At 49.3% G+C, this 26,375-nt stretch carries 27 protein-coding genes; 23 read left to right on the top strand and 4 right to left on the bottom strand.

The genetic code is table 11. The features are described from left to right. The first annotated feature begins 28 nt into the window (after positions 1–28). The 6 genes from J4G07_00415 (at position 29) to J4G07_00390 (ending at position 7,158) form a co-directional block, all read left to right on the top strand. The gene (locus J4G07_00415) at positions 29–1,222 is read left to right on the top strand and encodes a bifunctional precorrin-2 dehydrogenase/sirohydrochlorin ferrochelatase (GenBank protein MCE2412441.1); all 1,194 of its coding nucleotides are present in this window, start codon (positions 29–31) and stop codon (positions 1,220–1,222) included. Between the two features lie 31 nt (positions 1,223–1,253). Then, complete coding sequence (gene ccsA, locus J4G07_00410; protein ID MCE2412440.1) at positions 1,254–2,096, top strand: cytochrome c biogenesis protein CcsA; 843 nt, start codon at positions 1,254–1,256, stop codon at positions 2,094–2,096. 185 nt (positions 2,097–2,281) lie between these two features. Next, positions 2,282–3,571, top strand: a complete 1,290-nt coding sequence (locus tag J4G07_00405) for a glutamyl-tRNA reductase (GenBank protein MCE2412439.1) — start codon at positions 2,282–2,284, stop codon at positions 3,569–3,571. A gap of 5 nt (positions 3,572–3,576) precedes the next feature. Beyond that, positions 3,577–4,482: a hydroxymethylbilane synthase gene (gene hemC, locus J4G07_00400; GenBank protein MCE2412438.1), complete on the top strand. Its 906-nt coding sequence runs from the start codon at positions 3,577–3,579 to the stop codon at positions 4,480–4,482. Positions 4,483–4,739: 257 nt separating this feature from the next. Further along, the gene (gene cobA / locus J4G07_00395; protein MCE2412437.1) at positions 4,740–6,296 is read left to right on the top strand and encodes a uroporphyrinogen-III C-methyltransferase; all 1,557 of its coding nucleotides are present in this window, start codon (positions 4,740–4,742) and stop codon (positions 6,294–6,296) included. Between the two features lie 121 nt (positions 6,297–6,417). Next, positions 6,418–7,158: a hypothetical protein gene (locus tag J4G07_00390; GenBank protein MCE2412436.1), complete on the top strand. Its 741-nt coding sequence runs from the start codon at positions 6,418–6,420 to the stop codon at positions 7,156–7,158. Between the two features lie 64 nt (positions 7,159–7,222). Here J4G07_00390 and J4G07_00385 read toward each other — a convergent pair whose 3' ends face one another. Then, positions 7,223–8,737: an Nramp family divalent metal transporter gene (locus tag J4G07_00385; GenBank protein MCE2412435.1), complete on the bottom strand. Its 1,515-nt coding sequence runs from the start codon at positions 8,735–8,737 to the stop codon at positions 7,223–7,225. A gap of 66 nt (positions 8,738–8,803) precedes the next feature. Further along, entirely contained in the window at positions 8,804–9,832 is a 1,029-nt protein-coding gene (locus J4G07_00380; protein ID MCE2412434.1) for an Ldh family oxidoreductase, read from the bottom strand. 160 nt (positions 9,833–9,992) lie between these two features. On the opposite strand from J4G07_00380, the gene J4G07_00375 reads away from it, so the two are divergent. The 4 genes from J4G07_00375 to J4G07_00360 all read left to right on the top strand — a co-directional run bounded on the left by J4G07_00375 (position 9,993) and on the right by J4G07_00360 (position 14,911). Then, the gene (locus J4G07_00375) at positions 9,993–10,532 is read left to right on the top strand and encodes a hypothetical protein (GenBank protein ID MCE2412433.1); all 540 of its coding nucleotides are present in this window, start codon (positions 9,993–9,995) and stop codon (positions 10,530–10,532) included. Between the two features lie 663 nt (positions 10,533–11,195). Beyond that, a complete protein-coding gene (locus J4G07_00370; protein MCE2412432.1) occupies positions 11,196–12,851 on the top strand; it encodes a tetratricopeptide repeat protein in 1,656 nt (551 codons plus the stop codon). Between the two features lie 169 nt (positions 12,852–13,020). Further along, positions 13,021–14,517: a CRTAC1 family protein gene (locus J4G07_00365; GenBank protein ID MCE2412431.1), complete on the top strand. Its 1,497-nt coding sequence runs from the start codon at positions 13,021–13,023 to the stop codon at positions 14,515–14,517. Continuing rightward, positions 14,510–14,911, top strand: coding sequence for a helix-hairpin-helix domain-containing protein (locus tag J4G07_00360; protein ID MCE2412430.1), 402 nt, complete (start codon positions 14,510–14,512; stop codon positions 14,909–14,911). Before J4G07_00365 ends, J4G07_00360 begins: the two co-directional genes overlap by 8 nt. Here the strand turns inward: J4G07_00360 and J4G07_00355 are convergent, their stop codons facing one another. Together J4G07_00355 and J4G07_00350 are read right to left on the bottom strand one after the other, a co-directional pair. Further along, positions 14,912–15,487, bottom strand: a complete 576-nt coding sequence (locus J4G07_00355) for a 5-formyltetrahydrofolate cyclo-ligase (GenBank protein MCE2412429.1) — start codon at positions 15,485–15,487, stop codon at positions 14,912–14,914. 6 nt (positions 15,488–15,493) lie between these two features. Continuing rightward, entirely contained in the window at positions 15,494–15,781 is a 288-nt protein-coding gene (locus J4G07_00350; GenBank protein ID MCE2412428.1) for a EutN/CcmL family microcompartment protein, read from the bottom strand. A 468-nt stretch (positions 15,782–16,249) separates the two neighbouring features. On the opposite strand from J4G07_00350, the gene thiO reads away from it, so the two are divergent. From thiO to J4G07_00285, 13 genes are all read left to right on the top strand, one after another. Next, complete coding sequence (thiO, locus tag J4G07_00345; protein MCE2412427.1) at positions 16,250–17,368, top strand: glycine oxidase ThiO; 1,119 nt, start codon at positions 16,250–16,252, stop codon at positions 17,366–17,368. 176 nt (positions 17,369–17,544) lie between these two features. Beyond that, on the top strand, positions 17,545–17,775 hold the full coding sequence (locus J4G07_00340; GenBank protein ID MCE2412426.1) for a hypothetical protein: 231 nt from the start codon (positions 17,545–17,547) through the stop codon (positions 17,773–17,775). 26 nt (positions 17,776–17,801) lie between these two features. Continuing rightward, a complete protein-coding gene (locus J4G07_00335; GenBank protein MCE2412425.1) occupies positions 17,802–18,392 on the top strand; it encodes a sigma-70 family RNA polymerase sigma factor in 591 nt (196 codons plus the stop codon). A 252-nt stretch (positions 18,393–18,644) separates the two neighbouring features. Then, positions 18,645–19,034 carry a VOC family protein gene (locus tag J4G07_00330; GenBank protein ID MCE2412424.1) on the top strand — a complete coding sequence of 130 codons (390 nt, stop codon included), beginning with the start codon at positions 18,645–18,647 and terminating at the stop codon, positions 19,032–19,034. 112 nt (positions 19,035–19,146) lie between these two features. Continuing rightward, positions 19,147–19,866: a haloacid dehalogenase type II gene (locus J4G07_00325; GenBank protein MCE2412423.1), complete on the top strand. Its 720-nt coding sequence runs from the start codon at positions 19,147–19,149 to the stop codon at positions 19,864–19,866. Between the two features lie 30 nt (positions 19,867–19,896). Then, positions 19,897–20,916 (top strand): Gfo/Idh/MocA family oxidoreductase, encoded by a 1,020-nt coding sequence (locus J4G07_00320; GenBank protein ID MCE2412422.1) that lies wholly within the window; start codon positions 19,897–19,899, stop codon positions 20,914–20,916. An 11-nt stretch (positions 20,917–20,927) separates the two neighbouring features. Continuing rightward, a complete protein-coding gene (locus J4G07_00315; protein MCE2412421.1) occupies positions 20,928–21,158 on the top strand; it encodes a DUF433 domain-containing protein in 231 nt (76 codons plus the stop codon). Between the two features lie 11 nt (positions 21,159–21,169). Continuing rightward, a complete protein-coding gene (locus J4G07_00310) occupies positions 21,170–22,060 on the top strand; it encodes a hypothetical protein (GenBank protein ID MCE2412420.1) in 891 nt (296 codons plus the stop codon). A 49-nt stretch (positions 22,061–22,109) separates the two neighbouring features. Beyond that, positions 22,110–22,868 (top strand): class I SAM-dependent methyltransferase, encoded by a 759-nt coding sequence (locus J4G07_00305; protein MCE2412419.1) that lies wholly within the window; start codon positions 22,110–22,112, stop codon positions 22,866–22,868. Positions 22,869–22,873: 5 nt separating this feature from the next. Beyond that, positions 22,874–23,644, top strand: coding sequence for a class I SAM-dependent methyltransferase (locus tag J4G07_00300; protein ID MCE2412418.1), 771 nt, complete (start codon positions 22,874–22,876; stop codon positions 23,642–23,644). A 98-nt stretch (positions 23,645–23,742) separates the two neighbouring features. Continuing rightward, complete coding sequence (locus J4G07_00295) at positions 23,743–24,501, top strand: LamG domain-containing protein (protein MCE2412417.1); 759 nt, start codon at positions 23,743–23,745, stop codon at positions 24,499–24,501. Between the two features lie 23 nt (positions 24,502–24,524). Next, positions 24,525–25,346 (top strand): class I SAM-dependent methyltransferase, encoded by an 822-nt coding sequence (locus J4G07_00290; GenBank protein MCE2412416.1) that lies wholly within the window; start codon positions 24,525–24,527, stop codon positions 25,344–25,346. A gap of 13 nt (positions 25,347–25,359) precedes the next feature. Then, positions 25,360–26,181, top strand: a complete 822-nt coding sequence (locus J4G07_00285) for an AAC(3) family N-acetyltransferase (protein MCE2412415.1) — start codon at positions 25,360–25,362, stop codon at positions 26,179–26,181. The last annotated feature ends 194 nt before the right edge of the window (positions 26,182–26,375 follow it).

The raw sequence follows: 26,375 nt of genomic DNA, 5'->3' as shown, positions 1-26,375 counted from the left end.
CGTTAACTGACAACCGATAACTCACAAAATGTTTTATCCTGCACACATAAACCTTCAAGACCGGAAATGCCTTGTTGTTGGCGGTGGAACCGTCGCGGAACGGAAAGTTGTCGCGATGCTTCTCAGTGGTGGCGATGTTACCGTCATCAGCCCCGATGCAACGGAATTGTTGACGTTTCTCGCAAATATCGGCACAATTCGCTGGCACAAGCGACAGTTGGCGGCTGACGACACACAAGGTTACTTTCTCGTCTGCGCGGCGACCGATTTTACAGATATTAACTCCGCTGTTTTCGCCAAAGCGCACGACAAGAACAAAATCCGCTTAGTCAACGTCGTTGACGTGATCCCACAATGCACCTTCGCCGCTGCTTCTGTCGTAACGGATGGTGAGATTCTGTTGAGTATCTCGACGAGCGGTAAAAGCCCGGCGACGAGTCGCCGCATCCGTGAACATCTTGAAGAGACCCTCCGCGCCACTTCGCTCTATACACTCGGATACGAAGATGGCGAACCAGTGCCGATTGCGAATCAAGGACTTCCTTACCCGGTGTATCTCCTGTTGGAAAATCGTCCGTGTATTATCTTATGTGAGCAGAAAACACCAGCAATTGAACGGCGTGTCTCGCTCTTACGCCAGTGCGGTGCATCGGTGTTATGTATGGCACCCGACGCAGCGAAACCGCATCACCTTGAAGATGCGTTCCTCGTTATTGCAGATAAGTTTTCCGCTGTAGATAGACTTTTGAGCATCACCCCCCCTTATCAGGGAGGAATTGACCAATGCAGAAGCGAAGGGACATTCATTCGGGAATATCTTGATGCACCGGATGCTGGCACGCACTTCACCCCTAAACTCATCATAGATGACAACCTAATAATTAGTATATCGGCACGCAGCAGCAGAGGCATTGACAAGGTGAAACATCTACATAAAAAACTCACGAATCAGTTTGAAAACAACGGCTATGGGGTATTCATCGAATTCCTGGGAACGCGCCGCTCTGAGATCCTCAAGGCTTTTCCGACTCCTAAAAGGCGTGCCGACTTCTTTGAAGTGCTTATCAACACTGTTGAAACGAACAACACACAACCGCAGACATGTTGTCTCGGTCTCACAAATCCTGGATGTTCCGCCGAATGCCTTTTCAACTGGGTTCGACAGGGGAAACTGAAACGCGCGAATACTTTTACTTCAACATTGTTAGACGCACAGCACTAAATAACTGTTTCTGTATTTTGACAGCAGTCTTATGATAAATTTTTTGTTTCTCGTCACTCTTTTGATATACTTAGCTGCAGGCATCTTTCAGACGCTCTCGTTGGCGATTGGGAATCGGACCGAAGCATCCGTAATTCGTCCAACAATCGAACTGATCGCCTTTTGGTGTACCATCATTGGCTTCGCCTTTTTGAGCGTTTTTATCGCGCTGTGGTGGCTACAACAGGGGCATTTTCCAATGACGCACTGGACGGACTCCACCGCCTTTTTTGCATGGGCAATCACGTTGATTTATCTGCTCATCGTGCGTTTGACACGCCTCCGCACACTCGGTAGCTTTGTGATGCCGGTTGCCTTCATTGCGATACTCATCTCATATAGTTTCGCCACACACACGGCTGCGCTCCCAGAACCACTTCAAACCTACTGGCTTCTCGCACATACGACACTTATTTTTCTCGCTTATGCTGCGTTCATCGCTGCCTTTGGGTTCGGACTGATGTATCTCATAGCCGAACGGAAAATCCGCAGAAAGACGGACGCGCTTTTTGATAACCTCCTCCCCTCTCTCGGTATCTCCGACGAACTTGGATATCGTTGCACAATTTTGGGTGTCATTTTACTGACAATGGGAGTTATTGTCGGGAGTCTCTGGACGCAATATATCCGAGATGTGCCGTGGAGATGGCTCGATGCGAAGGTAATCTCTACTTTGGTGACGTGGCTTATCTATGTCGCACAAATCGGTATCCGCCAACTCTGGGGCTGGCACGGACGTAGAGCGGCGTATGCCGCAATCGTTGGTTTCGTCGCTGTCCTCTGCACCTACGTTGGTGTAGATCTCTTTTTAGATAGCATGCATACATATCGTTAAGGGCATTCTCGGTAATTCCATAACCATACTCGGTGCGGTTAGGAAACCGCATCTACCGGGTCTGGGATGAAAACTGAATAACCCTATCATCACCTTATCTAAATTTGACACAACCGCTGATATGTGATATAATTTAGCAAACGTATGTAGGATGTTTCACCTCTTTGGATTTTTTGGTAAAAGGAATGAATCACATCGTCTCTATCGGAACCAGCCATCACGTCGCGCCCATCGAACTCAGAGAAAGGTTGGCGTTTTCCGAAGAACAACTCATTGAATCCCATCAATACTTGCGTGAATCTGATCAGGTCGAAGAGGCAGTGATCCTCTCCACCTGTAACCGGGTAGAAGTCTATGCAGTCCTGAATTCAGTGCGGACTGCCGAAGCCGCCACCAAGGTGCTGGCTGAATTCCTCTCCCGATGCCATCAGATTGATATGGAATCGCTGAAGAAATGGACGTATCTCCATCATAACTTGGAGACGATCCAGCACCTCTTCAGAGTGACATCGAGTTTGGATTCTATGGTTGTCGGTGAGTCCCAAATACTGGGTCAAGTCAAAGATGCCTACGATACCTCACGTTCAGCAGGTAGCACGGGTGCTATTCTCAACCGCCTTTTCACCAAAGCCTTTAGCGTTGGCAAACGCATCCGATCTGAAACGACTATCACCACGGGTGCTGTCTCCATTAGTTACGCTGCTGTCGAACTCGCCAAAAAGATCTTCAATACACTCGAAGGTAAGACCGTTGCGATCATCGGTGCAGGAGAGATGAGCGAGCTTACAGCAAAGCATCTCGTTGCAAACGGGGTCTCCAACGTGATTGTTGCAAATCGGACATACCAACGGGCAGTTAAAGTAGCAGAGAAGTTCAATGGAACGCCTCTCGCCTACGATAGCGACCTCAACTTCCTCATTGATGCCGATATAGTCATTAGTTCTACCAATGCTCCCGATTATCTCATCAAACGACAGCCTCTCGCCGACATCATGCGGAAACGGAAGCACCGATATATGTTTCTCATTGACATCGCTGTTCCACGCGACATCGAGCCGGATGTGAGTAAACTCGACTCGGTGTTCCTCTACAATATTGATGATCTGGAAGCCGTTGTCGCCTCAAACCTCCAAGACCGGCAACAGGAAGCAATCCGCGCAGAACAGATTGTCTCTGAAGAAGCGAAACGGTTCTATGACCAATTGCAAATCTTTCAAGTCAATCCTACGATTAAAGCACTGCACCAGCAGTTTCGAGAGATAGCCGACACCGAATTGCAAGCGTGCTTCTATAAAACAACACTCTCCGATCCGCAAGAGGAAGCCATCGCCTCTATGACGCAGGCAATCGTTAAAAAACTGCTCCATCATCCGATGCAGAACCTACGCTGCGCTGTTAACGACGGCGATGCCGATCACGGGCAGTATGTCCAAGCGTTACAGGAATTGTTCGCTTTGGATGTTAACGATGAATAAAAAAAATGCACAACTCGCTCGTAATTGGCACACGCGGCAGCCAACTCGCACTTTGGCAGGCACAATTCATCAAGAATCAACTGGAACGCCATTTCCCCACCTTGGAAGTCTCCCTCAAAACCATTAAAACCACCGGTGATGCGATTCAAAACCGCTCGTTAGTTGGACTGGGTAAGGGTATTTTTACCAAAGAGATAGAAAACGCTCTTTTGGCTGGCGACATCGACCTTGCTGTCCACAGCTTGAAAGATCTCCCGACAGAATTGCCAGAAGGGCTTTGCATTGCCGCCATCCCGACACGAGAAGACCCACGCGATGTGCTTATCACAGACACAGGCGTGCCTTTAGGCGGTTTGCCGGAAGGTGCAAAGATCGGCACGACAAGTCCACGCCGAAAAGCACAACTCCTCTATATCCGTCCAGATCTGCGAGTCGTTGATGTTCGAGGCAACATTGATACGCGGTTGCGCAAACTTCACGAAACCGACCTTGACGGGATCATCCTCGCCGCGGCAGGCATCAAACGTCTTCTCGAGCCAGAAATTATCACACAATTCTTTGACCCGGAACAGATGGTCCCGGCGGTCGGACAAGGCGCGCTTGGAATAGAAGTGCGGGAAGGTAACGATAGGGTTGAACAACTGCTTCTGCCACTGAACGATACGTCAGCAACGGCAGAAATCACAGCGGAAAGAACTGTCTTGGAAAACCTCGGCGGTGGATGCCATGTGCCGATTGGCGCGCATGCGAAACATGTCAACGGTGAACTCTCGCTCATCGGTGCGGTTTGTCACCCAGACGGCACGCGCCGCATTGTGGAAAGCAGCATCGGAACACCAGATACAGCACGGCACTTAGGTGGAGTTGTTGCTGAAAAACTTCGGAATAGTGGGGCAACTGAACTGATATAACCTAAGTTGCCAGTTTCCATTTACATAGCACCCGTACGGGGTGCAGCCCCTTGAAGACCCGATTTTCTATTCTCACTGCGAAGCAATACCACCCCTACGGGGTGTAAAGAGATGTTTTCCTTGAAAAATCCGCATTGAAATGTCCATGACCTATTAGGTAGCAACTTGGATTGATATAGTACGGTTTCCTGTTGAGAAAGCATACTCTAAAAGGTATAATCGAAAACTTAGCCCGTAATGAAATGGAGGGCGGATCTATGGAAAGGCGCGCGAAGATTCAGACCCGCCTCATCGAACCGCAAGGAAAAATTAAAAATCAAAGATCGCACACAGGTATTGTTTACATTGTCGGTGCCGGTCCCGGCGATAGAAAACTCATCACGCTCAAAGGTGTAGAGTGCCTTCAGCGCGCTGATGTTGTCATCTATGATCTGTTGCTCAACGATGACCTGTTGGAACACTGCCCGGCGCACACCGAAAAAATCAAAGCCCCCGATCCAAGAATCCGAACGACACGTCAAAATGAACTTAATCATCTGCTGGTTGAACACGCCAAAGCCGGTAAAATCGTCGTGCGTCTGAAAGGCGGCGATCCATATATCTTTGGACGCGGTGGTGAAGAGGCGGTTGCTCTCACAGAAGCCGGTATCCCATTCGAGGTCGTTCCAGGTATCACATCCGCGATTGCCGCATCCGCTTATGCAGGTATTCCGGTCACACATCGCGACTATGCCTCATCCGTCGCTTTTGTCACGGGGCATTCTGCGGCACTGCGTCCAGATTCAAACATCAATTGGGCACATCTCGCCACAGCCGTTGATACGCTCGTTGTCTACATGGGAGTTGCGCACCTTCGCCAGATTGTGGAACGGCTGACAGCACACGGTAGAGATCCACAAACGCCTGTCAGTTTAGTTCGTGTCGGAACGACACCGCAACAGCACGTCGTCCAAGGCACGCTTACCGATATTGTGGAAAAGGTGGAGGAAGCCGAACTCATAAGTCCAGCGGTTATCGTTGTGGGAGAAGTGAACCGGCTACGCGAGCAACTTCGCTGGTTTGATACCAAACCGCTCTTCGCGAAGCGGATACTCGTTACGCGCGCCCGGGCACAAGCAAGCGAATTCGCAGAACTGTTGGAGGCAAACGGCGCAGAGGTCATCCAATTCCCTACGATACAGATTCAACCTATTGACGGTGTGAACATACCCTCTCCTAACGGATACGATTGGGTTATCTTCACGAGCGTCAACGCCGTTGAAATTTTCTATGAACGTCTCCGAGAAAACGGAAAGGACGCACGCGCATTCGGTGAGAGCAACGTCTGTGCAGTTGGTGCGAAAACGGTGGAAACTCTAAATCGTATCGGTATCCACCCCAACTTTGTTCCTTCTCACGCCCGTGGAAGTGCGATTGCTACTGAAATAGGAGATGTAAGCGGAAAGAAAATTCTACTTCCTCGCGCCAAAATTGCCACTGCCGATCTGCCCAATGGTTTGCGCGAGCAGGGTGCACAGGTCGATGACATGCCTCTCTACGATACCGTCAAAGTGGCAAGCGAAAATAGTGATGAAATTGAAACCGATCTTTTGAACGGCAGAATTGATCTCGTCACATTCACCAGTTCCTCAACGGTTACGAATTTCTTGGAAATGTTTCCCGCGCACGCACCTACAGCGTTACTCGCGAATGTCAAAGTCGCCGTGATCGGTCCCACAACGCAGGAAACGGCACTGGCGCGTGATGTACGGGTTGATGTGATGGCAAAGGAGGCATCCGTCGAAAGCCTTGTGGAAGCAATTGTTGAGGCATGATTTAAACAAGGCTCATAAATCTGACCTGTAGGAATAGTGCCCTAAACAGACAATGAATTGTCCTACTACGAACAAAGTCTATCCCAATTTCAGGGCGGACAAAACAAAAGGAGATTACAGTATGAAAAACCAAAATTTCTGTTATACTGCGCTCGTTTGCTTACTCATGTTCAGCGTTGTCTGCATAGCAAACGCCGCAGACGAATCCTTCGGGGATCCATTCGAGAAGGGGAAACTGCAAAATCCAAATTGGAAGTGGCAAAACGAACCCCCGGATTGGGATGTCGGTGAAACCCGCGAGGATTACCTGTATATTGACAGTGAAGTCAATCGAAACATCTGGGCAACGGATGAATCCCACTTCCTCTATCAGGAAACGGATGCCGATATGTTTGATGTCGAAACCCATTTCTTTTCCAAATGGGATACCGATTCGGGTGTGAATGGACTCCTCGTCAAAAGCCCAAAGGACGATAACTGGGTCACCATCAAATTTTGGTCGCGCGATGCGGGGGCTAAAGGGCAACTCCAGTTCCAAACCAAAGAGGCAGGTTTGGGGCCACCTGATCCGCCGTGGCGTCCGGATTTTGGGGACACTGAGTTGTTCCTCAGGCTCAAGAAAGAGAACGATCATTACACCGGGTGGTATAAAATGGACGCAAATGACGACTGGACAGATTTCGGGGAAGGTGACTTTAAGCTGACACCACCGCTGTGGCTCGGAATTTATGCCGGTGTTGCCTCAGGTGTCGGTTCCTTAGAGGTTGAATACGAGTATTTCCAAGACAATGTGACACCTTGGGGTGTTGAACCTGAAGGTAAAGTGGCAACAACGTGGGGCATCTTGAAGTCACGCTATTAGCGTTACGGTCAGGATTATTTGTAGGGGTAGGTCTTGTGACTACCCCTACCCATCCGTGAACGTTCTACCCAAAAATCGGGAAAACATAAGGCACAAGCACTTTTTGATAGACGGTAATCGTTCCGAAGATCGAATAATAACCTGCGCACAATACGAGTCCAATCTGTTTCCACAAGGGGGCTTGTATCTCTGGCGGTAAAAATTTCCGGTTCACGTAGAGCGTATGTAACGCCGAAAATACGAGCAGATACCCGCCAACGGTTGCCGATACGAGAATCATGAAGAACGGTTTTGCGAGATACATCGCGATGATGCCCCAGATGATATAAACGCCGAGTATGGGATAGTAAATCCATTTTGCGCTGTTCTCACCCATGTTTCGCGCACGCCTCACGCCGGTCCAAATAATATCGGTAAAGCCGCGCGGCACACCGTCTACGCCACCGAGCTGCGTCGAAAACAGCACCCAGAACCCGCAGAGCAGTGTGAGATACCACATAATTCTACCGCCCTTCGCCTCAAGTCCCTGCGCTTGCATTGCAGCAGCCGACCACTCTCCCATCTCCTGTCCTACAGGTACATACTGCAAGGTCAGCATTGCGGGCAACGCAATCCCGAAGAAACACCCGATCATCCAAATATAATACTGTTCAAATCGGACATATTTCCACCACTCCTTGAACCGTTTGAGGTTCTCTGGTGTGATGCGAAACACTTTGCCCCAGTGTGAGAGCGTCACGTGCTGTCCACCGATCATGGAGGGAATCGCACCCACAAGACTGCTCATGCCCCATCCTTTATCGCGGACGTAATGGGTGATACCGACATTCCCTAAGCCGCCGCTTCCAGCATACGCTGCGAACGCACCCACCAACAACCAATTGACCTGTTCTTCTTCCCCTCCCGTAGGAAATGCGCCGAAACTCAAGAAACCTTTGATAACTTTCCACCATGTGCTCGGTGACACCATAAACAGATCGACGATGACAAGGTAGCCGATAATCCAAACCACCATAAAGAGTGACACCTTCTCAAGCGAGTTATAAATCTTCCCGCCGAACAGCACAATTCCCAGACAGGAAAAAAAGATGAGATATGCGAAGATGCGGACCGTACTCTCATCTCCTTTCACGAACTCAGTTGTCTCCTGTGGCATATAGCCGAGCCATGCCGCAGCGAGTGCTGTTGCAGCTGTCATTGCCCAACCGGGCCAAATCCCGAAAAAGTTTATACCCGAATAGAAAGACATCCAGAAAGGGGCACCGGGTTTACACCGCATGTAACCGCTCATCATCGGCTCGCCGGTATAGAGCGTATATCGGATCGCTTCTGTGTTCAGGATTACCTGAAGCAGGATGGCAATTGTTGCGATCCAGAGCAATGTGCCGCCGTATTGTGCAGTAATCGCAGGACCCAGCAGCCATTCACCACTCCCAATTGAACCGCCTAACGCAATGATACCGGGACCTAAGATATTCCGAAACGCTTTCCCAAATTGATACGGCGGCGGTGCAGGTAAATCGTCGACCTCCCAATCAGGAAGGGTGCCGCCTGATACAGTTTCTTTGGTTTCTTCCATATTGTTCCGCTACCCTCCTCTACTTCTAATCGTGGATTGAGATATTGACCCGTTTTTGTCCTTCTCCTACCACTCCCAATAAATAGGAATATCCAACTTCTCAGCAATGCCAGCGAGGCCGCGTAGATGGTCTACGTGGATTGGGATGCCGTTCTCAAGGTAATTATCGTAATTATTCCACTCAATTTCGCCGGGAAGATATGCCTGTTCCACGCCTTCTGCTGTTTTCGAGGCGTGAATCTTGTCGATACCTCGCTGGATTTCCGCAACGTAACCCTCGTAGTCTGTGAAACTCGCCACATCCATCGCGAAAAAGAAGTGTTCAGACGGGTCGCCTGCTTTATTACACGCCATCAAACCACCGCTCAAAGGACCCGCTAAGATGCCCATGATGAATGCCAATCCGTAACCTCGCGGTCCCGCCGCAGGTGCGAGGAAACGTCCCTTCTCTGGATCATTGGTAGGCTGACCTGTCTCATCTATCAGCCAACCTTCGGGAATCGGTTTGCCATACATTCGGAGTGTGCCGATCTTCCCCCATGCGGAAACACCGCACGCCATATCCAAGACAACCGGATGTCCGTCGCCGGTAGGTAAGGCGTAACTCATCGCATTGTTAGCGACCACGGCTTCCGCACCACCGGGCGCAACAATAGAGGCACCCCCTGTGTTCGTCGTTGAAAACCCGATCATCTGTTGCGATGCCGCCATAATTGCGTAGCATGCCGCCGCACCGAAATGACCGGCGTTGCGAACCCCTGCGGCAGCGATACCCGTTGTCTTTGCCTTCTCTATCGCCGTCTCCATTGCGAATGTGCTTGCCAGATGCCCCATCCCGTTATCTCCGTCAACAACGGCAAAGCTCGGTCCTTCTGTCGCGAGGTTGAGTTCAGGTTGTGGGTTCATTTTTCCATCAAGAATGAGGTTGAGATACCCCGGTAAAGCGCGTGTGCCGTGTGAATGCACACCCCTCAAATCCGTTAGCACCTGATGTTTCGCGATTGTCTCCGCGTCTTCCGAACGCAACCCAGCCTTTTCACAAAGCGTCCGAGCGAAATCGTGTAATTTCGCTGAATCTACCACAATTTCTTGCATAACATCCTCTCCAGTTGTGAATTCACCGCCCATTTTAGCAGAGGAGGGGTTATGAATCAAGCACAATTCAATTTTTTCAGGTGTCCCATTATTTCTTTTGAAAATCTGGTTCGTTTAACGCTAAATTTGCACAATAAGAAATACACTGGAGGAAATACACATGCGTCCATGTCATCTCTCGAAAACAAACAAAAAAATATGCTTCGTGTCTTCTATGCTCGCGTTCATCTGCCTAATTCTTTTTTCTTGCGCGAACCCATTGCTACCAGTGGATAGCGATGAGGCACAAGTGGTAAAAGCAGAACTAAAGGGACGTTCATTTCGGCAATTTGACCCTTCCAGAGACGCGAATAAGAGGAAAGCGGTCATTCTCGATTTCTTTAGCGGTGTCGGTCTCTGGGCACAATATGCCGAAGGCAATACCGCCTTGAGCGAGTGGGAGATTTTGGCAGACGATTACAGCGTCGAAAAATCGGGTTCAGAATACAGAATTTATTTCGACACCCCGCGTTCGGTCCAAATCCTCCCGACGCAGTGCGACAACTGTATCGGGACTTCAGGGATCTCCATTTCGATTCAGAATCTCTTCGATAGCGAAAAGATACGGTTCAAGTTGAATATTGACAATGACGATTTTCCTCGACCCTTTCCTATCTTTGAATCGTGGACGAAGTTTAACGAAGATGAGTATTTTGAATGAGTTGTTTAAGCATCATCCGGGGTTAATTGTCTGAATCAGGATTTACAGGAGTCAAGGATTTTCAGGATAATAGAAAGTTCACACAACGATCAGGATGAGATGTGTCGAAAAACGTGGGTTGTAAAAGAATGAAATCCAAAAGGTTTTTCACTGCAAAGTAATCTGTGCAGAAAAACAAGGTAAGTTGACGACGACATGGGGCACACTGAAAAAGCGATATTAATCAATTCCAAACTATAGAATTAACCTAAGTCCCTTTTTACACACATAGTCCGCTAATAAAGATTAAGAATTTAATCGGGTAATTTTTACCGATGCTCGGTGCGGCTAGATGAAGTTAAAAAAAATAATTCGGTAATTCCATAACTATATCCGGTGCGGTTAGGAAACCGTACCTACCGGACCTGGGAAAAACAAATATTGCCGAATTAAAAAAACAATCTTCACGAAACCACACCCACCGGGCCTGGTTCCTCAAAATCCTCCTAAAGAGACGAGGGTACAAACCTCGCCAGCGGAGGTAGAGGTGTTCGCTTCTATTGAGACTGCTTCGCAGTGAGAGCTATTTTTAGGTTTTACCGAAAATAAACCTACCCGAACACAACAAACCCTTGACGCGATATGCCATCTCAGGCTACAATTGGCGGTGGAGGATAAACCGTTATGTCGCAAAAGGGAGTTCCGTTTCTTGCCTTTCTCCTAATCGTTTTCGTCAGCGTCGCGTGGAACACTACCGCACAAACACCCGAAGATCTTCACGCGCTCGGTATGCAAGCGGCACAGCAAGGACACTACACGCAGGCACTTCAGTATTTTCAGCACGCCATTCAAAGCGACCCCGTATCTGCCAAAGCCTACGCCGGTCTCGGAACCGTTTACATCCAAATCGGTAAATTTGCTGAAGCGGAAGTTGCTCTCAAGCAGGCACTGGATATCGCTCCGGGACTGTTACAAGCTGAAGCAAATCTTGCCTTGCTCTATACACGAACGGGGCGTAATGCTGAAGCAATTGATCTCTATCGAAAACTCAGCCAAAACCATCCAGACTCCGTCCAAATACAGGTTGGACTCGCAGCCGCTTATCAGAAAGCCTCTCGGTTCGCGGAAGCCATAGAAGCCTACCATCAGACGCTTAACCTTTCACCGAAACTCTCGGAAGCGATGACGAATCTCGCCTCCTGCTATGAAGCCGTCAAACAGCAGGCGCAGGCAATCCAATATTATGAATCGGCGTTAGCCTTGAATCCTGAACTTTCTATGGCAAATGGGAACTTAGGTGCCATCTACCAAAAACAGGGAGAACTCGACAAAGCACGCCCTCTGTTAGAAAAGGCGATTCGGCTGGACCGTAATTTTACGGCGGCTTCCTACAGTCTGGGCTTAATTGCCTCAAAGCAACGGGAATTCGAGCGCGCCGTTGAGCTATACCGCAGCGTCATCGCGCAGCAACCCAACCATATCGGGGCACACTATAACCTCGCGCAGGCACTGTTCCGGTTAAAGCAAGTAGCAGAAGGCAAGCGCGCTATGGAAACCTACCGTCGTTTAAACGCAATCGCCCAAGAGATCGACACCCGCGAGCGCGCGATTCTTAACGAACCGAGCAATCCTCGCAAACAATATCAGCTCGGACTCACTTACGAAAAGCATGGAAAATTCGGTAAGGCACTCGAGGCGTATCAGGCAGCAGTCAAGCTCCAACCAGAATATGCCGCGGCACACTATAAACTCGGCAGACTCTACTTTCGCGAGCACAAGTTTGACGAAGCAGAAAAAGCCTATCGCAGTGCGATTGCGATTGCGCCAGAGCAAGCCGCTCTGCACGCAGGATTAGGGGCAGTCTATTATTCGCAAGCCCGGTTCGATGAAGCACTTGCGGAATACAAAACCACTCTCGTCTATGATACCTCATTAGTTCATGCCCAGATCGGCATCGCGGCCATCCACCACCGTCGCGGCGAATTTGAGAAAGCAATTACCGCGTATCAGGCAACTTTAAAGTTAGACGCAGAGGCGCATTATGCCCTAAACGGATTGGCAACGCTCTATCTTGAGGAGACGGGTCAAGGTGCTTCTGCTTTAGCATCGCCTGTTAAAAAAGCGGCTCACATCCAAGAAACCATCGCCTTAGCTGAAAAGGCTGTCCGCTTGGCTCCTGTCCCGAAATACCTACATACCCTCGCTTTAGCCTACTTTCAGGCAGGCGCGCATCAAAAAGCGTTGAAAGCGATTCGGAGCGCCATCGAAATGGACCCCGGAAATGATGCCTTTCGACAGACACTCGTAAAAATAAAACAGGTAAATGAAAAGACCAAATAGCATAACAAGCATCTTAATTCTGATTCTAATCGCAACTGTCGCACAAGGTATTCCTATTCGGACTGTGAGTGCGGATACTGGGATTCAATTCGTCGATGTAACGCAGGAAGCTGGGATTCATTGGAAACACGTTGATGGACGGAGTGGACAGAAGTATTTTATGGAAACGCTGGGTTCCGGTGCCGCCTTTTTTGACTTCGACGGGGACAGCGACCCGGATTTATACTTTGTTAACAGTGCGCCACTCCCGGGTTATGTCTCGCGAGAGGTTCCAACCAACTGCCTCTACGAAAATAACGGCGATGGCACATTCACGGATGTAACCGAAAAAGCAGGTGTCGGGGATACTGGCTACGGACATGGATGCGCCGTAGGCGACTACAATAACGATGGCAAACTGGATCTTTACGTTACAAACTATGGGACTAACCGGCTCTATCGCAACAACGGCGATGGGACGTTTACGGAGGTCGCGGAATCTGCGGGTGTGACGGAGCCACGTTGGAGCACGAGCTGCGCCTTCGCTGATTATGACCGAGATGGCAATCTCGACCTCTACGTCGTTAACTACATCGTTTATGACATCGATGAAAATCCGTGGTGCGGACTCAAGGAGAAGGGAATTCGTGCCTATTGCGAACCCGATAACTTCATCGCCCAATCCGATACGCTTTATCGCAACAACGGTGACGGCACGTTCACCGACGTTACAAAAACAGCGGGTATTTACAACACGACCGGCAAAGGCTTAGGCGTTGTCTGGGGAGACTATAATAACGACGGTGCACTCGACATCTATGTTGCTAACGATTCTACAGAAAACCTCTTTTATCAGAACAACGGTGACGGCACTTTTGAGGAGGTCGGTTTCATGGTTGGCGTAGCACTCAGCGAAGACGGTGCCGCTGAAAATGGAATGGGCACTGCCTTTGGGGATTGGAATAACGACGGTTGGCTCGACCTCACCGTCACCAACTACGCCCTACAGACGAACACGCTCTACCATAACGACGCTGATGGCTTCTTTACAGACGCAACAGCCATGACAAAAACGGCGCAACTCACCTATCCCTATCTCGGTTGGGCAACCGCTTTTATTGATTACGACAACGATGGATACCAAGATATCTTTGTTGCCAACGGGCATCTACACGAGAATCTCGCCGCGATTGAATTGGAAGGCACCTACGGGCAACGCAATCTACTCTTCCGAAATAACTATGACAACACTTTTACCGAAGTCTCTGAAACTCTCGGTCCGGGTATGAAGTTGGCGGACGTAAGTCGGGGTGCTACTTTCGCGGACTACGATTTAGATGGTGACATCGACATCGTGGTGACCAATTCCAATACGGCACCACGTCTTTTACGCAACGATGGCGGCAACCGAAAAAACTGGCTACAGATCCGATTGACTGCAACAAACGGTTCCACGGATGCGATCGGCACGCGGGTCAAGATCACGACGGAAAAACTCACACAGATACGTGAGGTACGGAGCGGAGACGGCTACCTTTCACAGCAAGATCTTACACTCCATTTCGGAATCGGGGATTACGAACAGGTGGATAGTATTGAAGTGCAGTGGCAAAGTGGAAAAAAGCAGTTAATCAGAAGTGTCCAAGCAAATCAGGTGCTATCTCTTGAGGAAAACAGGGATGAATAACGTACCGGATGCCGTTGAACGCCATTATTGGAAAGCGGTTACTTTTCTCATGATACTGATATTAGCTGGTAGCGGATTTTGGGGGGTGCGGCGGTTTGCCCCTGCTGTGTTCCTTGGAAAACCGGATTTAATCGCCGTCCCGAACGAGGAACGTCCACAAAACCAACAAACCACAGAGACGTTGGTACCCAGCACCCCCGAACTTCTCAATATCAACACCGCCTCTGCGGAAGAACTCCAAGCCCTCCCGAACATCGGTACGCGGATGGCACAAAGGATTGTTGACTATCGGACGCAACACGGCCCGTTTGCCAGTGTGGATGCTCTCCAGAATGTCAAAGGTATTGGGGAAAAGACGCTGGAGAAGTTGAGACCCTTTATTGACGCGAAGTAATTATATTCCTATCCTACCGGTCTCTGTGAAAATGTGCTGGACGGGCACATCCCACGCCTGTGGGAACGTATTTTCTACGAGTTGGACCCCATACGCCAACCCAATCGCAACGGCGTGTGGATACTTCGCAAGAAATCGGTCGTAGAACCCTTTGCCGTATCCGAGACGATACCCATTACAATCGAAAGCGATACCGGGAACCACGATGAGGTGAAGGTGTTCGGTGGGAAAGATTGGGCATGCCGTGCTCGGTTCCAACATGCCGTAGGAATGGCGCACTAACTCCGTTCTCGGATTCAGAATCCGTCTTGGTATGAGTTCCAACTGCTGTGTATCTACAACAGGCGCGCACACCTGCTTGCCTGAATTAAGTAACCCTTCAAACAAACCAGTGGTTTCAACTTCACTTCTCATATTCAGATAGAGCATCACAGCGTCGAAACCCTGACGCTGTATCCAGTGTGCAGTGGAATCAACGATACGCTGGCTGAGCCGCCTCCGCTCTTCTGAGGAGAGTGTCTCGCGTCGGTGGAGTGTTTCAGCACGGACGCGTTCCCTTTCGGTTGCGGTCTTCATCGTTCTTCACTTCTGAAACCGGACTTTTCCAGCGACTTCTACGGTATCAACAATCGCCATGATTACGGCATCGACCGGTTTGTTGCCTGTCACTGCGGTCTGACGCGCGGAACTGCCGGTGGCGACGAGGACAATCTCGCCGATACCCGCACCCACAGCATCTACAGCGACAGTATATATCCGATCAACTTCTCCGTTGAGATCCACATTTTGGACAACCATCAGTTTGCTGCCGATTAATTTCTCATCTTTCTGCGTCGCGACGATTGTCCCGGTAACTTTTCCAAGGGTCATTTAATACAAAACCTTTCGTATCCGTAGGAGAATCGCGAGTAAAACTCGCTCCTACAGGAAGAATTTATTTCAGCATCATCGGATTTGAGAGCGTCTACTTTACGAGAATCATAGTAATTATACACGGAATCCGTTGAAATTTCAAGCCTCAATCTACATTACCCCAAAAGTGCATCCGAAAATGTGTATGGATGGTAGAACTGGAATGTCCATAGACCTCGGCAGGGTCATTCAGTTTTAAGAAATTATGGGATTTTATGCCTTTTTTTGCGATCCGGTGTCCCTTCCAGTAACGGGTGGGAACCCTGGTTAGGAAACCGCACCTACCGGGCCTGGGGCAAAAACGAGACCGAAGAATGGAAAACTGAATAGCCCTAAGACCTCGGCAGGTGAGATTGACAAGAGACCGATAATGTGCTAAACTATTCTTAAGTTGTTGTTTGATTCTCTGGTAAAATGGAGGATACCTTGAGCCAAAATCATGCCGATGTCATCATTATCGGTGCGGGCATTATCGGATGTAACATCGCTTACGATCTCGCTAAACGAAATGTGAAATCGTTAGTGATCGACAAAGCATCCGCTGTTGGGACAGAAGCCTCATGGGCAGGTGCAGGCATTTTGACTTCACATGCCTCAACACATGAGCCGTATCCAACTCTATGCCGAGCGAGCCTTGCACTCTATCCGGCGTTAGCGGAAGAACTCCGAGCAGAGACCCAGATAGATATTGAGTTGATCGAATCCGGGACACTGTCGGTATTCTTCGATTCTGCTGAAGCGGCAGGATTAATCGGTCTCGCAGACCGGCGCGCGAAACGCGGCTTTTCAGCGGAAGTTCTAACGGCAGAACAAGCATGGGAATTGGAACCTGCCCTCTCAAAATCTATCGCGGGTGGCGTTCTGTTTCCGGAAGACGCGCAAGTCCGTAACCCAAAGATGGTGGCTGCACTTGCTAAGGGTGCATCAAAACTCGGTGCGCAATTCCAAGTCGGTAATCCTGTCAGTGATTTTATTCGAGTGAGGGAGGACGGCGAGGAACACGTCGTTGGTGTCGTCGTGAACGGTGAGACCTATTACGCCGACACGTTCGTAATCGCCGCAGGCTGCTGGACAGGGGTGCTTACGGCTCAACTTGACGTTCCGATTCACGTTGAACCTGCGAAAGGGCAGATCGTCCTTGTTGAAGCGATGCCACCGCCTTTCGAGCGAACCATCGATGGGCTTGGTATCTACATTGTACCGAGAGCCGACGGCAAAATCCTACTCGGAGCGACGGTCGAATTTGTCGGCTATGACAAGACCGCAACCGTGGACGGTGCCAAGCAGCTGATTGACGCAGGAATTGCCATCGCGCCCCAACTTGCCGATAGCACTTTCGTGCAAACGTGGGTCGGTCTACGTCCTTACGCTAAAAAGGGACCGCTTCTCGGTTACCTGCCCGGGTATGACAACGTCGTTTTAGCATCGGGACATTTCAAAAATGGTATTCTTCTCGCGCCGATTACAGGACAACTCATCGCTGAACTTATCACCACAGGACAGTCCTCGCTGTCTTTGGAACCCTTTCAGCCGACGAGGGTATGAGGGGTATCCTGGCAGGTTTTAGGGATTAAATCAAGAGGCACAAATATTTTTTTAATTTTAAATGAATTGTTTCAAAATATAGGGGTTAAACTTTAAATGAATCTTTTTAATCACCGAAAAAGGGGTATAAAACACTACCTCTCTCTGACGGACAAACTTAGAAAGGAGTTTTCAAAATGCGTCAGTACGTTTTGCGTTTAACGGAGGCAACGCCTCACGCTGGAGATGAACGTGACAATTCTTTGGGAGATTGGATCTCCCTGAAGACACGGGCATTTAAAATTGCCAATGCCAATGCGTGCCGTTATTGGAATAGGACTCGATTATGGAGAAGGCATAGACCGAGGAGTGAACAAGCAGGCATCCTCCGTTGCGGAACGGAAGGAGGGTTGCACGCCTTCGCTTGAGAAACTCCTCTTTTGAGGAGACAAGCATGTTACACACTGACGAACAGTTGATGCTCTCTGTGCAGGACGGAAACAGAGACGCATTCCGAATTTTAACCGATCGACACTATACAAACACTTTAAATTTTATCTATCGATTTGTCAAAAACCGGACGCTCGCGGAAGACCTCTGTCAAGAAACGTTCCTACGGGTGTGGCGTTGTGTGCCAACGTATCGCCCAATTGCGAAATTTAGAACGTTCCTTTATCACATCGCTAAGAACGTATGTTTAAAACAGTTAGCGAAGGACCAGAGAACACCGCAGATCGAATCTTTAGATGCCCCCTATAGCGATGAAGATGAAAACTCTCACCCCATTGCGGTTGCTATCGCAGACACCGACTACTCTCCAGAGGCGTTGCTTATCGCTAAGGAGACTTACGAGGCAATTCAGGCGGCAATCAACAAACTGTCGCAAGAACATCAATTAGTGTTTCGGCTGACAGAAGTTCAAGGATTGTCTTACCAAGAAGTTGCCGAGATCGTTCAATGTCCGATTGGCACTGTTGCGTCACGCAAAAACGCTGCGATTCGACAACTCCGGAAATTTTTGGCACCCTACAGGACCAGCTTATGATATACAGGTTCTTAGGATTAAATATATAACCTCCTTGGCACTCTGGCGTCGGACTTCACGTCAGAGTGCTTTTTTTCGAGGAACACTCACGGAAGTGTCAACAACTACGTCTCTCCATATTCTGCGATTTTTTCGGCGTATTTACCGCTCTACCTGGGCGAAACACCCAAGCAAAAACACCTACAGATTTATTTTCAAACTGGCGTTATAAATGCTCCTACTGCACATTAGGAAATCCCAAAGGAAATCTGAATGAAACCACATATTACTATTATCACGCTTGGGGTCGAAGACCTACAACGCTCCATTGATTTTTACCAGAATGGGTTAGGACTCCCTCGAAAAGACGAATCGGAGAGCATTGCATTTTTTGAAATGGGTGGAACGATGCTTGCGCTCTATCCGAGAGACGCACTCGCTGAAGACATCACAATCTCACCTGAAGGCACAGGCTTTCAAGGATTTACACTCGCACATAACGTCGCCTCTCCAGAAGCGGTAGATATGACTTTAGCAGAGGCGGTCGCTGCTGGTGCTGAGCTTGTTAAGCCCGGACAGGCGGCGTTTTGGGGTGGCTATTCAGGTTATTTCAAGGACCCTGACGGTTTCTATTGGGAGGTCGCACACAACCCGTTTATGTAAAACAATTTAATGGACAATTGCGATGAATTGATATATGATGTGATTTTAGACTGAAAAGAAATAGCCCCTCCCTTCTTGGCAAACCTCAGACAACAGAAAGGGACGTAACACCATGCAAAACGCACATACTCAAGTCAAAGCACTCACCTTTGATGTCTTCGGCACGGTCGTAGATTGGTATAGCTCAATTGTTGCCGAAGGCGAAGAATTCGGGGACACCCATGGTATTGACATTGATTGGTCGCAATTCGCCTTGAAATGGCGCGCCGGTTACGGTCCCGCGATGAACAGAGTTCGGCGAGGCGAATTGCCGTGGCGGAACATTGATGCACTGCATCGACTCATTTTGGATAGCCTCCTTGAGGAATTTAACATTGTAGGTTTAAGCGAAGCCGATAAAGACCACCTGAATCGGGTTTGGCATCGACTGAAACCGTGGCCCGATGCAGTCAGCGGGTTGACACGACTCCGTAAGCGATATATTGTTGCGACCCTCTCTAACGGCAACGTTGCCTTGCTAACCAATATGGCAAAATTTGGGGGTCTACCGTGGGATTGCATCCTGTCTGCTGAGTTAACGGGGCATTACAAGCCTGACCCCGAAGTCTACCAAACTGCTGCCGCGCTGCTCGGTTTGTCTCCGAACGAAGTTATGATGGTCGCCGCACATCCTGGCGACCTCCGTGCATCGCAAGCCGTTGGTTTTCAAACAGCATTGGTGCCACGCCCTCTGGAGTATGGACCTGGCAGCGTTCAAGGCGTAAATGCCCATCCGTCGGACCTCGTCGCCAATGATTTTAATGCGTTAGCAGATTTATTAGATGTAGAATAAGTGGTCGGAACTTAAATAGGAGAACATGTTATGGACAAAATCCGAATTGCTTTTATTGGCTGTGGGGGCATGTCATCGCAATTGCAACAGTGCATACCGATGGTGCCGACGTTTGAATTTGTCGCTACCTGTGACCTCGTGGAAGAGAAGGCAGCATCGAACGCCCGAAGGTTCGGCGCACTCCGCCATTATACCGATTACAACGAGATGTTCAAAAACGAAGACCTCTATGCAGTGGCTGTCGTCGGTAGACCGGAGGACAAACTGCACCGTGACATCGGTATTGAGTGCCTGCAGCGCGGTTATCATATTTACACCGAAAAACCGCCTGCGACCACCGCTGAAGGTGCGAAGATGCTCGTCGATGCGTCAGTTGAGAGCGGCAAAACAGGGATGGTAGGCACAATGTGGCGACACGCGCCTGCACACCAGATTGCCAAACAGTTGATGGACGAAGCAGAATTCGGTGAAGCCTGCCAATACCATACCCGCTACCTCGCTCCGGGTCCGCGTCTGCAGGAGGCGGGATCCCCCTTTGCGTGGCCCTTTATGCTCGATCAGGTGATCCATCCGACCGATTGTATGCGTTTCTTTATAGGACAGGTTATCGAAGTCTTCGCCATGGGTGAAGTGGATGCCGCATCGAGTACCGTTTCAATGTCCGTGAACTTGCGTTACGAGAACGGCGGTATCGGTACGATGACACTCGGTACCGGTCCTATCTTGGAAGCGATGGTTTTCGTCAAAGGCACCGGCAATCAGGCGATTCAGGTACTCGAAACACGTAGATTGCGCCGTTACCGTGTGCCGACATGGCTTGACGCGGGGGGTGGCTATGCCGATACACCCACCGAAGAATGGGACCTCAACACCGCGCTCCATAGTATCGGTAGACCCGGCTATCTTGAAGAGATGCAGCATTGGGCAACGTCATTGCAAGCGGGAACACAACCCCACGCCAGCCTCGAAGATTCCTATCAGAACATGCGCGTTTTAGAGGCGATTAGTCGTAGTATTGAAACCGGTGAGGTCATTCAAATTTCAGTGTAACGGAGGTAGAAATGGAAAAACTAGATCGAATTCAGATTAATCCGAAAATTTGTCTTGGGCAACCTGTGGTTCGAGGAACCCGAATTACGGTCAGCGTAATCCTCAAATTGTTAGCCAATGGTCGGTCAATTGAGGATGTTATTGAACTTTATCCAGAATTGGAAACTGCTGATACTCAGGAAGCAATGAAGTATGCTGCTTGGGTGGTTTCAGATCAGCTTTTAGAGACGCAAGTACTGTAGTAGGATTTTGAATGAATTGGGCACCCCGTGTAAAACCCATCAAAATCCGGCGACTCTACCGGTATGCTCGGCTCGGTATCTATGATGATACACTGCTACACGATGTCGGGTGGGAACTCTACGCCCGCTGCCTTGACATCGCTGCAGTCGCCGATGTTTACCGAGGCGGACGTGTGCCTTGTCCGAAATGCAGCACAAAGGTGGCACGTCGGATTGACCCGCTCTTCAGTTCTGGCGAAGGCGGCACGCACGAACATTGGTTTCGCTGCCCACACTGTACTGAGCGACTGCTTTGGCGCGACTGCCGTCAGGCACTCCGAAACGTCCCGCGATGTTTCGACTGTCGTGCTGTTCTACACAAAGAAGTTATGTTCCGATGTGCCTGTGGGAAAACATGGTCCCCGGAAGCTTACAAACAATCCCTGAGAACCCGCGTTCTCTTACCATGTCCTCACTGTTTTGATCTTGTCCGCAGACCGGAACCCCCGGTTCAAACTGTCAGACATCGGCAACGCAGTCCTGAATTGCACTGCCCCAAATGTCAAGGCTTTGCCCTCCATCAGCACGGTAATATCGAGTGCACGGTCTGCGGCTACAAACGTAGGTGGCGGGATTACCGCAAGAGTCTAAAAAAGAAGGACGAAAAACTTGAATGCCCGAACTGTCAATATACCTTCAGATGGCAGGCATGGCGTAAAAGCACCCGTTCACTCAGAACTGGCAATCCGAGACCGGCACGTGAATTCGTTAAAAAGTGGCTCAGGTGCCGCACACCGCAACAGCGTATGATACAGATTGATGCCCTACTTCAAACTTTGCATGGAAGAGGCCCCTTAGCCCCTCTGTTTATTGACAGTGGTGTACACAAGATCCGCCAGATGCTCGACGATCTAGCATCATAGAGAAAACTGAAACGCGGAAAATTAGAGTGGCATCATAAAGGTAAATGTTATGCAAGACTCAATCATCACACCTCAATGGGGAGAGGAAAATTCCCAAGATTTCATTGACTACGGAAAATACTTCGTTCCCGATCGGGAGATCCAGATTAATTGCATTTGCGAGGTAATCCCACCGCCATTGGAATCCGTGTATATTCTGGATATCTGCTGCGGGGAAGGACTGCTCACACGGGCGTTGTTAGATAAGTTTCCTGAATCTCACGTCTACGGTTTAGACGGCTCGCCGACAATGATCGCGCACACAGAAAAGGCACTCATCGCTTATGGAGAACGTTTTAAGGCAAAGCAATTCGATTTAACTGCAAGCGATTGGCGTGAGTTCCCTTTCCCTGTCCATGCTGTCGTATCGTCTCTCGCAATCCATCACTTGGATGGCACTGAAAAACAGGCGTTGTTCAAAGATATGGCATCTATACTCGCACCGGGCGGAAGCTTCATTATCGCCGATCTGACTGAACCGATGGATGGGTTTGGAAGGAAGTTTGCGGCAGACACTTGGGATAAAGTAGTGCGTCAACGTTCACTCGATCTGGACGGCGATCTGAGAGGTTATGAGCAGTTTCGTCAGCTCGGCTGGAATCATTACGCACAATCTGAACCCGATCCAGATTCGATTGACAAACCGTCGTCGCTATTTGATCAGCTCAAATGGCTTGAGGAGGCTGGATTCACTGATGTTGACGTGTTCTGGATGAAGGCTGGACATGCTATCTTTGGTGGACGTAAGCCGAACTCAGAAGCGAAATAGATAATATGAAGCAGCACACAAACCAAACACAAGCCATAAACGATGAATTTATAAAGCGAAAGATGCAGCTCCGAATCGCGCCCGGCCCCTCAGGTGATGACGTTCCCAAATGGACAACCGACGGTATTGAGGAACTCCCAGAATTCTTCAATTCAACCGCTGATATTTGGGACCAGAAGTTTGGTGTTAAGCCCGATGATCCGTTCTATCAGGCTGTCGCTCTCCATATACCACAGACAGACGAACCGATAGAGATTCTGGACCTCGGTTGTGGCACGGGAATTCAACTTGAGTTCGTTTTTGCAAGGGCACCCAATGCCAAAGTTACAGCGATTGATAGGGCACCGAACATGCTTAAGCAGCTCAGTGCAAAATTTGCCAACAAAACCGATCAGTTAAGATTGCAGCAAGGCTCCCTATTGGAACTTGCATTTGGGGATTATGCGTATGACTACGCTATTTCTACGCTAACCATGCACCATTTCCTTCCAGAACGGAAGGTCACCATCTACAAAAAAGTGAGAAAGGCTTTGAGAACAACCGGTATCTACATAGAAGGCGATCAGGTTTCCACGGTTGAAGAGGAGAAAAGTACACTCTATTGGTACGATAGGTGGATTGCGAAGCTCCCAGGTGGTGACCGTGCTGAATGGAATTACGACATCACATTATCGCCGGAGACACAAGTCCGTATTCTTCAGGAGGCGGGATTCTCTGAGGTGCAACTCACGTGGAGACACTCTTCACAAGGGGCTACCTATGTTGCCAAACATTGAGATGACTTATACAATATAATTATGCCCGATAGGGCAGTAAAAGCGGGAATGAACAATGTCTAATTGCCAATTGCAATTGGCAACGCAGGAGGAAAACCATGAAAGTTCTGTTTTTTATAATCCTCGTCATCAGTCTGACAGTGCCCAGCACACTCTGGGCGAAAAATATGGCACTGGCGTTAGATGGCGCGACGGCTATTGAAGTCCCAAACAGTGACAGCTTAAATCCCAAAACCGCAATAACGATAGAAGCGTGGATGAACATGAGCAAACCTGTCGGTGAGTGCCTTGCAAAGGACTGGGGTGGTCAAAGGGATTACATCTTCCCAGAGATTGTCCAAAATGGAAACGGATTGCGATTTGTCCTCTGGCCCGGCACGAAAATCCTTGATGTTCCTGGATTGGAGCCCAACAAATGGCAGCACGTCGCTGGCGTCTGGGACGGTAAAGAGATGCGGACGTATATCGATGGAGAGGAGAAAGGTGCTGCACCTTTTGAAGCAAAGGAATTAGCGGCAACTGACGCTTCACTGTATATCGGTGTCGGTGATAGTCAAAATTGGTTCTGTACGGGGTCCATTGATGAAATCCGTATTTGGGAAGTCGCTCGGACCGAAGAAGAGATTAACGAGTTCATGATGAAGGTTCTCAACGGTGATGAAAAAGGTCTGAACGCACACTACACTTTCGATGAAGGCAACGCCAACGACAATACCAAAAACGGCAACGATGGTGACGGTGGGTTTGGGAAGGCGAATTACGTTGATGTTACCAACGTCTTAGATCTCGAACCACTTTCTGTTGATCCGGAAGATAAACTGACGACTACGTGGGCATGGGTGAAACAGACCCGATAATTGGTTTCGGAAGGAATAAGAAATTGTATCAACTTTCAGACGAGATTCTTTCGTTCTACAGACAGACGCAAGAATCGAAACGACTTACGACCCATACCAAGGGTCAGTTGGAATTTGTACGGACGCAAGAGATCATCACACGCTATTTACCGCCGCCGCCAGCAGTGGTTTTGGACATCGGTGGTGGTTCGGGTCCCTATGCCTGTTGGTTAGCAAAAGTAGGCTATGAGGTCCACCTCGTGGATCCTGTGGATTTACACATTGAGCAGGCGAAAGAAGCCTCGAATCTGCAGATAGAACATCCGATTGCCAGCATATCACTTGGTGACGCGCGGGACCTGCGTTTTTCGTCTATGTCAGCGGATGCCGTTCTGTTATTGGGACCGCTCTATCATCTGGTTGCTAAAGATGAAAGGCTGCTGGCACTCAAAGAGGCGTATCGTGTCCTGCGAAACGGTGGTGCTATGGTTGCCGCCGGTATCTCACGCTTTGCATCTATGCTCGACAGCTTTTTTGAGGATCGATTCAGGACTCCCGTTCACATGGACATCGTTCAAAACGATCTTGAAACGGGTTACCATCGTAACCTGACTGGCGACCTTAATTATTTTACAGATGCCTATCTTCACCGCCCGGAAGAATTGGGTTCCGAAGTGGTCAAAGCCGGTTTTCAACATCAGACGACGCTCGCAGTGGAAGGACCGGCATGGCTTTTTGAGTCGTTTAAAAATTATTGGACGGATCCGGATCTGCGTTCTGTCGTTTTAGATTTGATTCGCAAAGTCGAAGCAGAGCCTTCGCTCCTCGGTATGAGTGCGCATATCCTTGCGATAGGGACGAAATAGAAGGTGATTGACAATGCCTGAAGGTCAAGTGGTTCACAAGACAGAAAGACCTATCACGGTCGAGTCGCTACAGGCTGATTTTGAGGCACTGGGTATCGAAAAGGGAATGGTCTTACTCGTCCATTCGTCCTTGAGTGCGATGGGATGGGTCTGTGGCGGTGCTGTTGCCGTCATCATTGCACTTCAGAAGGTTTTAGGTGAAACGGGAACGCTTGTGATGCCGACCCACTCGACCGACCTTAGCGATCCGAGTCAGTGGGAGAATCCGCCTGTGCCGGAGTCGTGGTGGCAAACGATACGGGAGACGATGCCTGCCTATGATCCTGACTTGACGCCGACTCGTTCAATGGGCAAAATTGTCGAAACGTTCCGAAGGCAAAAAGGTGTTCTCCGCAGCATGCATCCACAGAATTCCTTTTGTGCAAGCGGTCCTCAAGCCTCATATATCACAGATAACCACGCCTTGGCATTTGGCTTTGGTGAAAACTCACCACTTGGTAGAATCTATGACTTGCACGGTTCTGTTCTGCTCCTCGGTGTTGGGCATTCAAACAATACGTCCATACATCTCGCAGAACATCAGGCAGACTTTCCAACCAAACGCGTCGTCCGAGAGGGTGCCCCGATTTCGCAGGCAGGTTCAAGCGCATGGACAACCTTTGAAAATATCGATGTAGACGCTTCGGATTTTGATCGCATCGGTGAAGATTTTTTGCGGTCTGATGCGGGAAAGGTGGTTCGGCACGGTAAGGTCGGCAACGCGAATTGCCAACTGATGCCGCAATCTGCCGTAGTTGACTTTGCTGTTGATTGGCTTGAGAAAAATAGGGTGTAGGCGCGATCTAAAAAAATTGATTTCTCGTTATATCCGTGTTATACTATAATAACGCAAGTTTCTATACACATGTCGCCCCGCTGGGGCTTTAAGCCTGGGATTCGGTGAGTTTCTACACGCATGTCACCCCGCTGGGGCTTTGGAGTAAACAACTCTTGATTTCTATACCCTAATTACTGATAGAAATCCGATGA

The sequence above is a fragment of the Candidatus Poribacteria bacterium genome, assembly GCA_021295715.1.
Lineage (GTDB): Bacteria > Poribacteria > WGA-4E > WGA-4E > WGA-3G > WGA-3G.
Note: the sequence above shows the minus strand (reverse complement) of the source record. Positions and strands in the feature narration are given on the sequence as shown.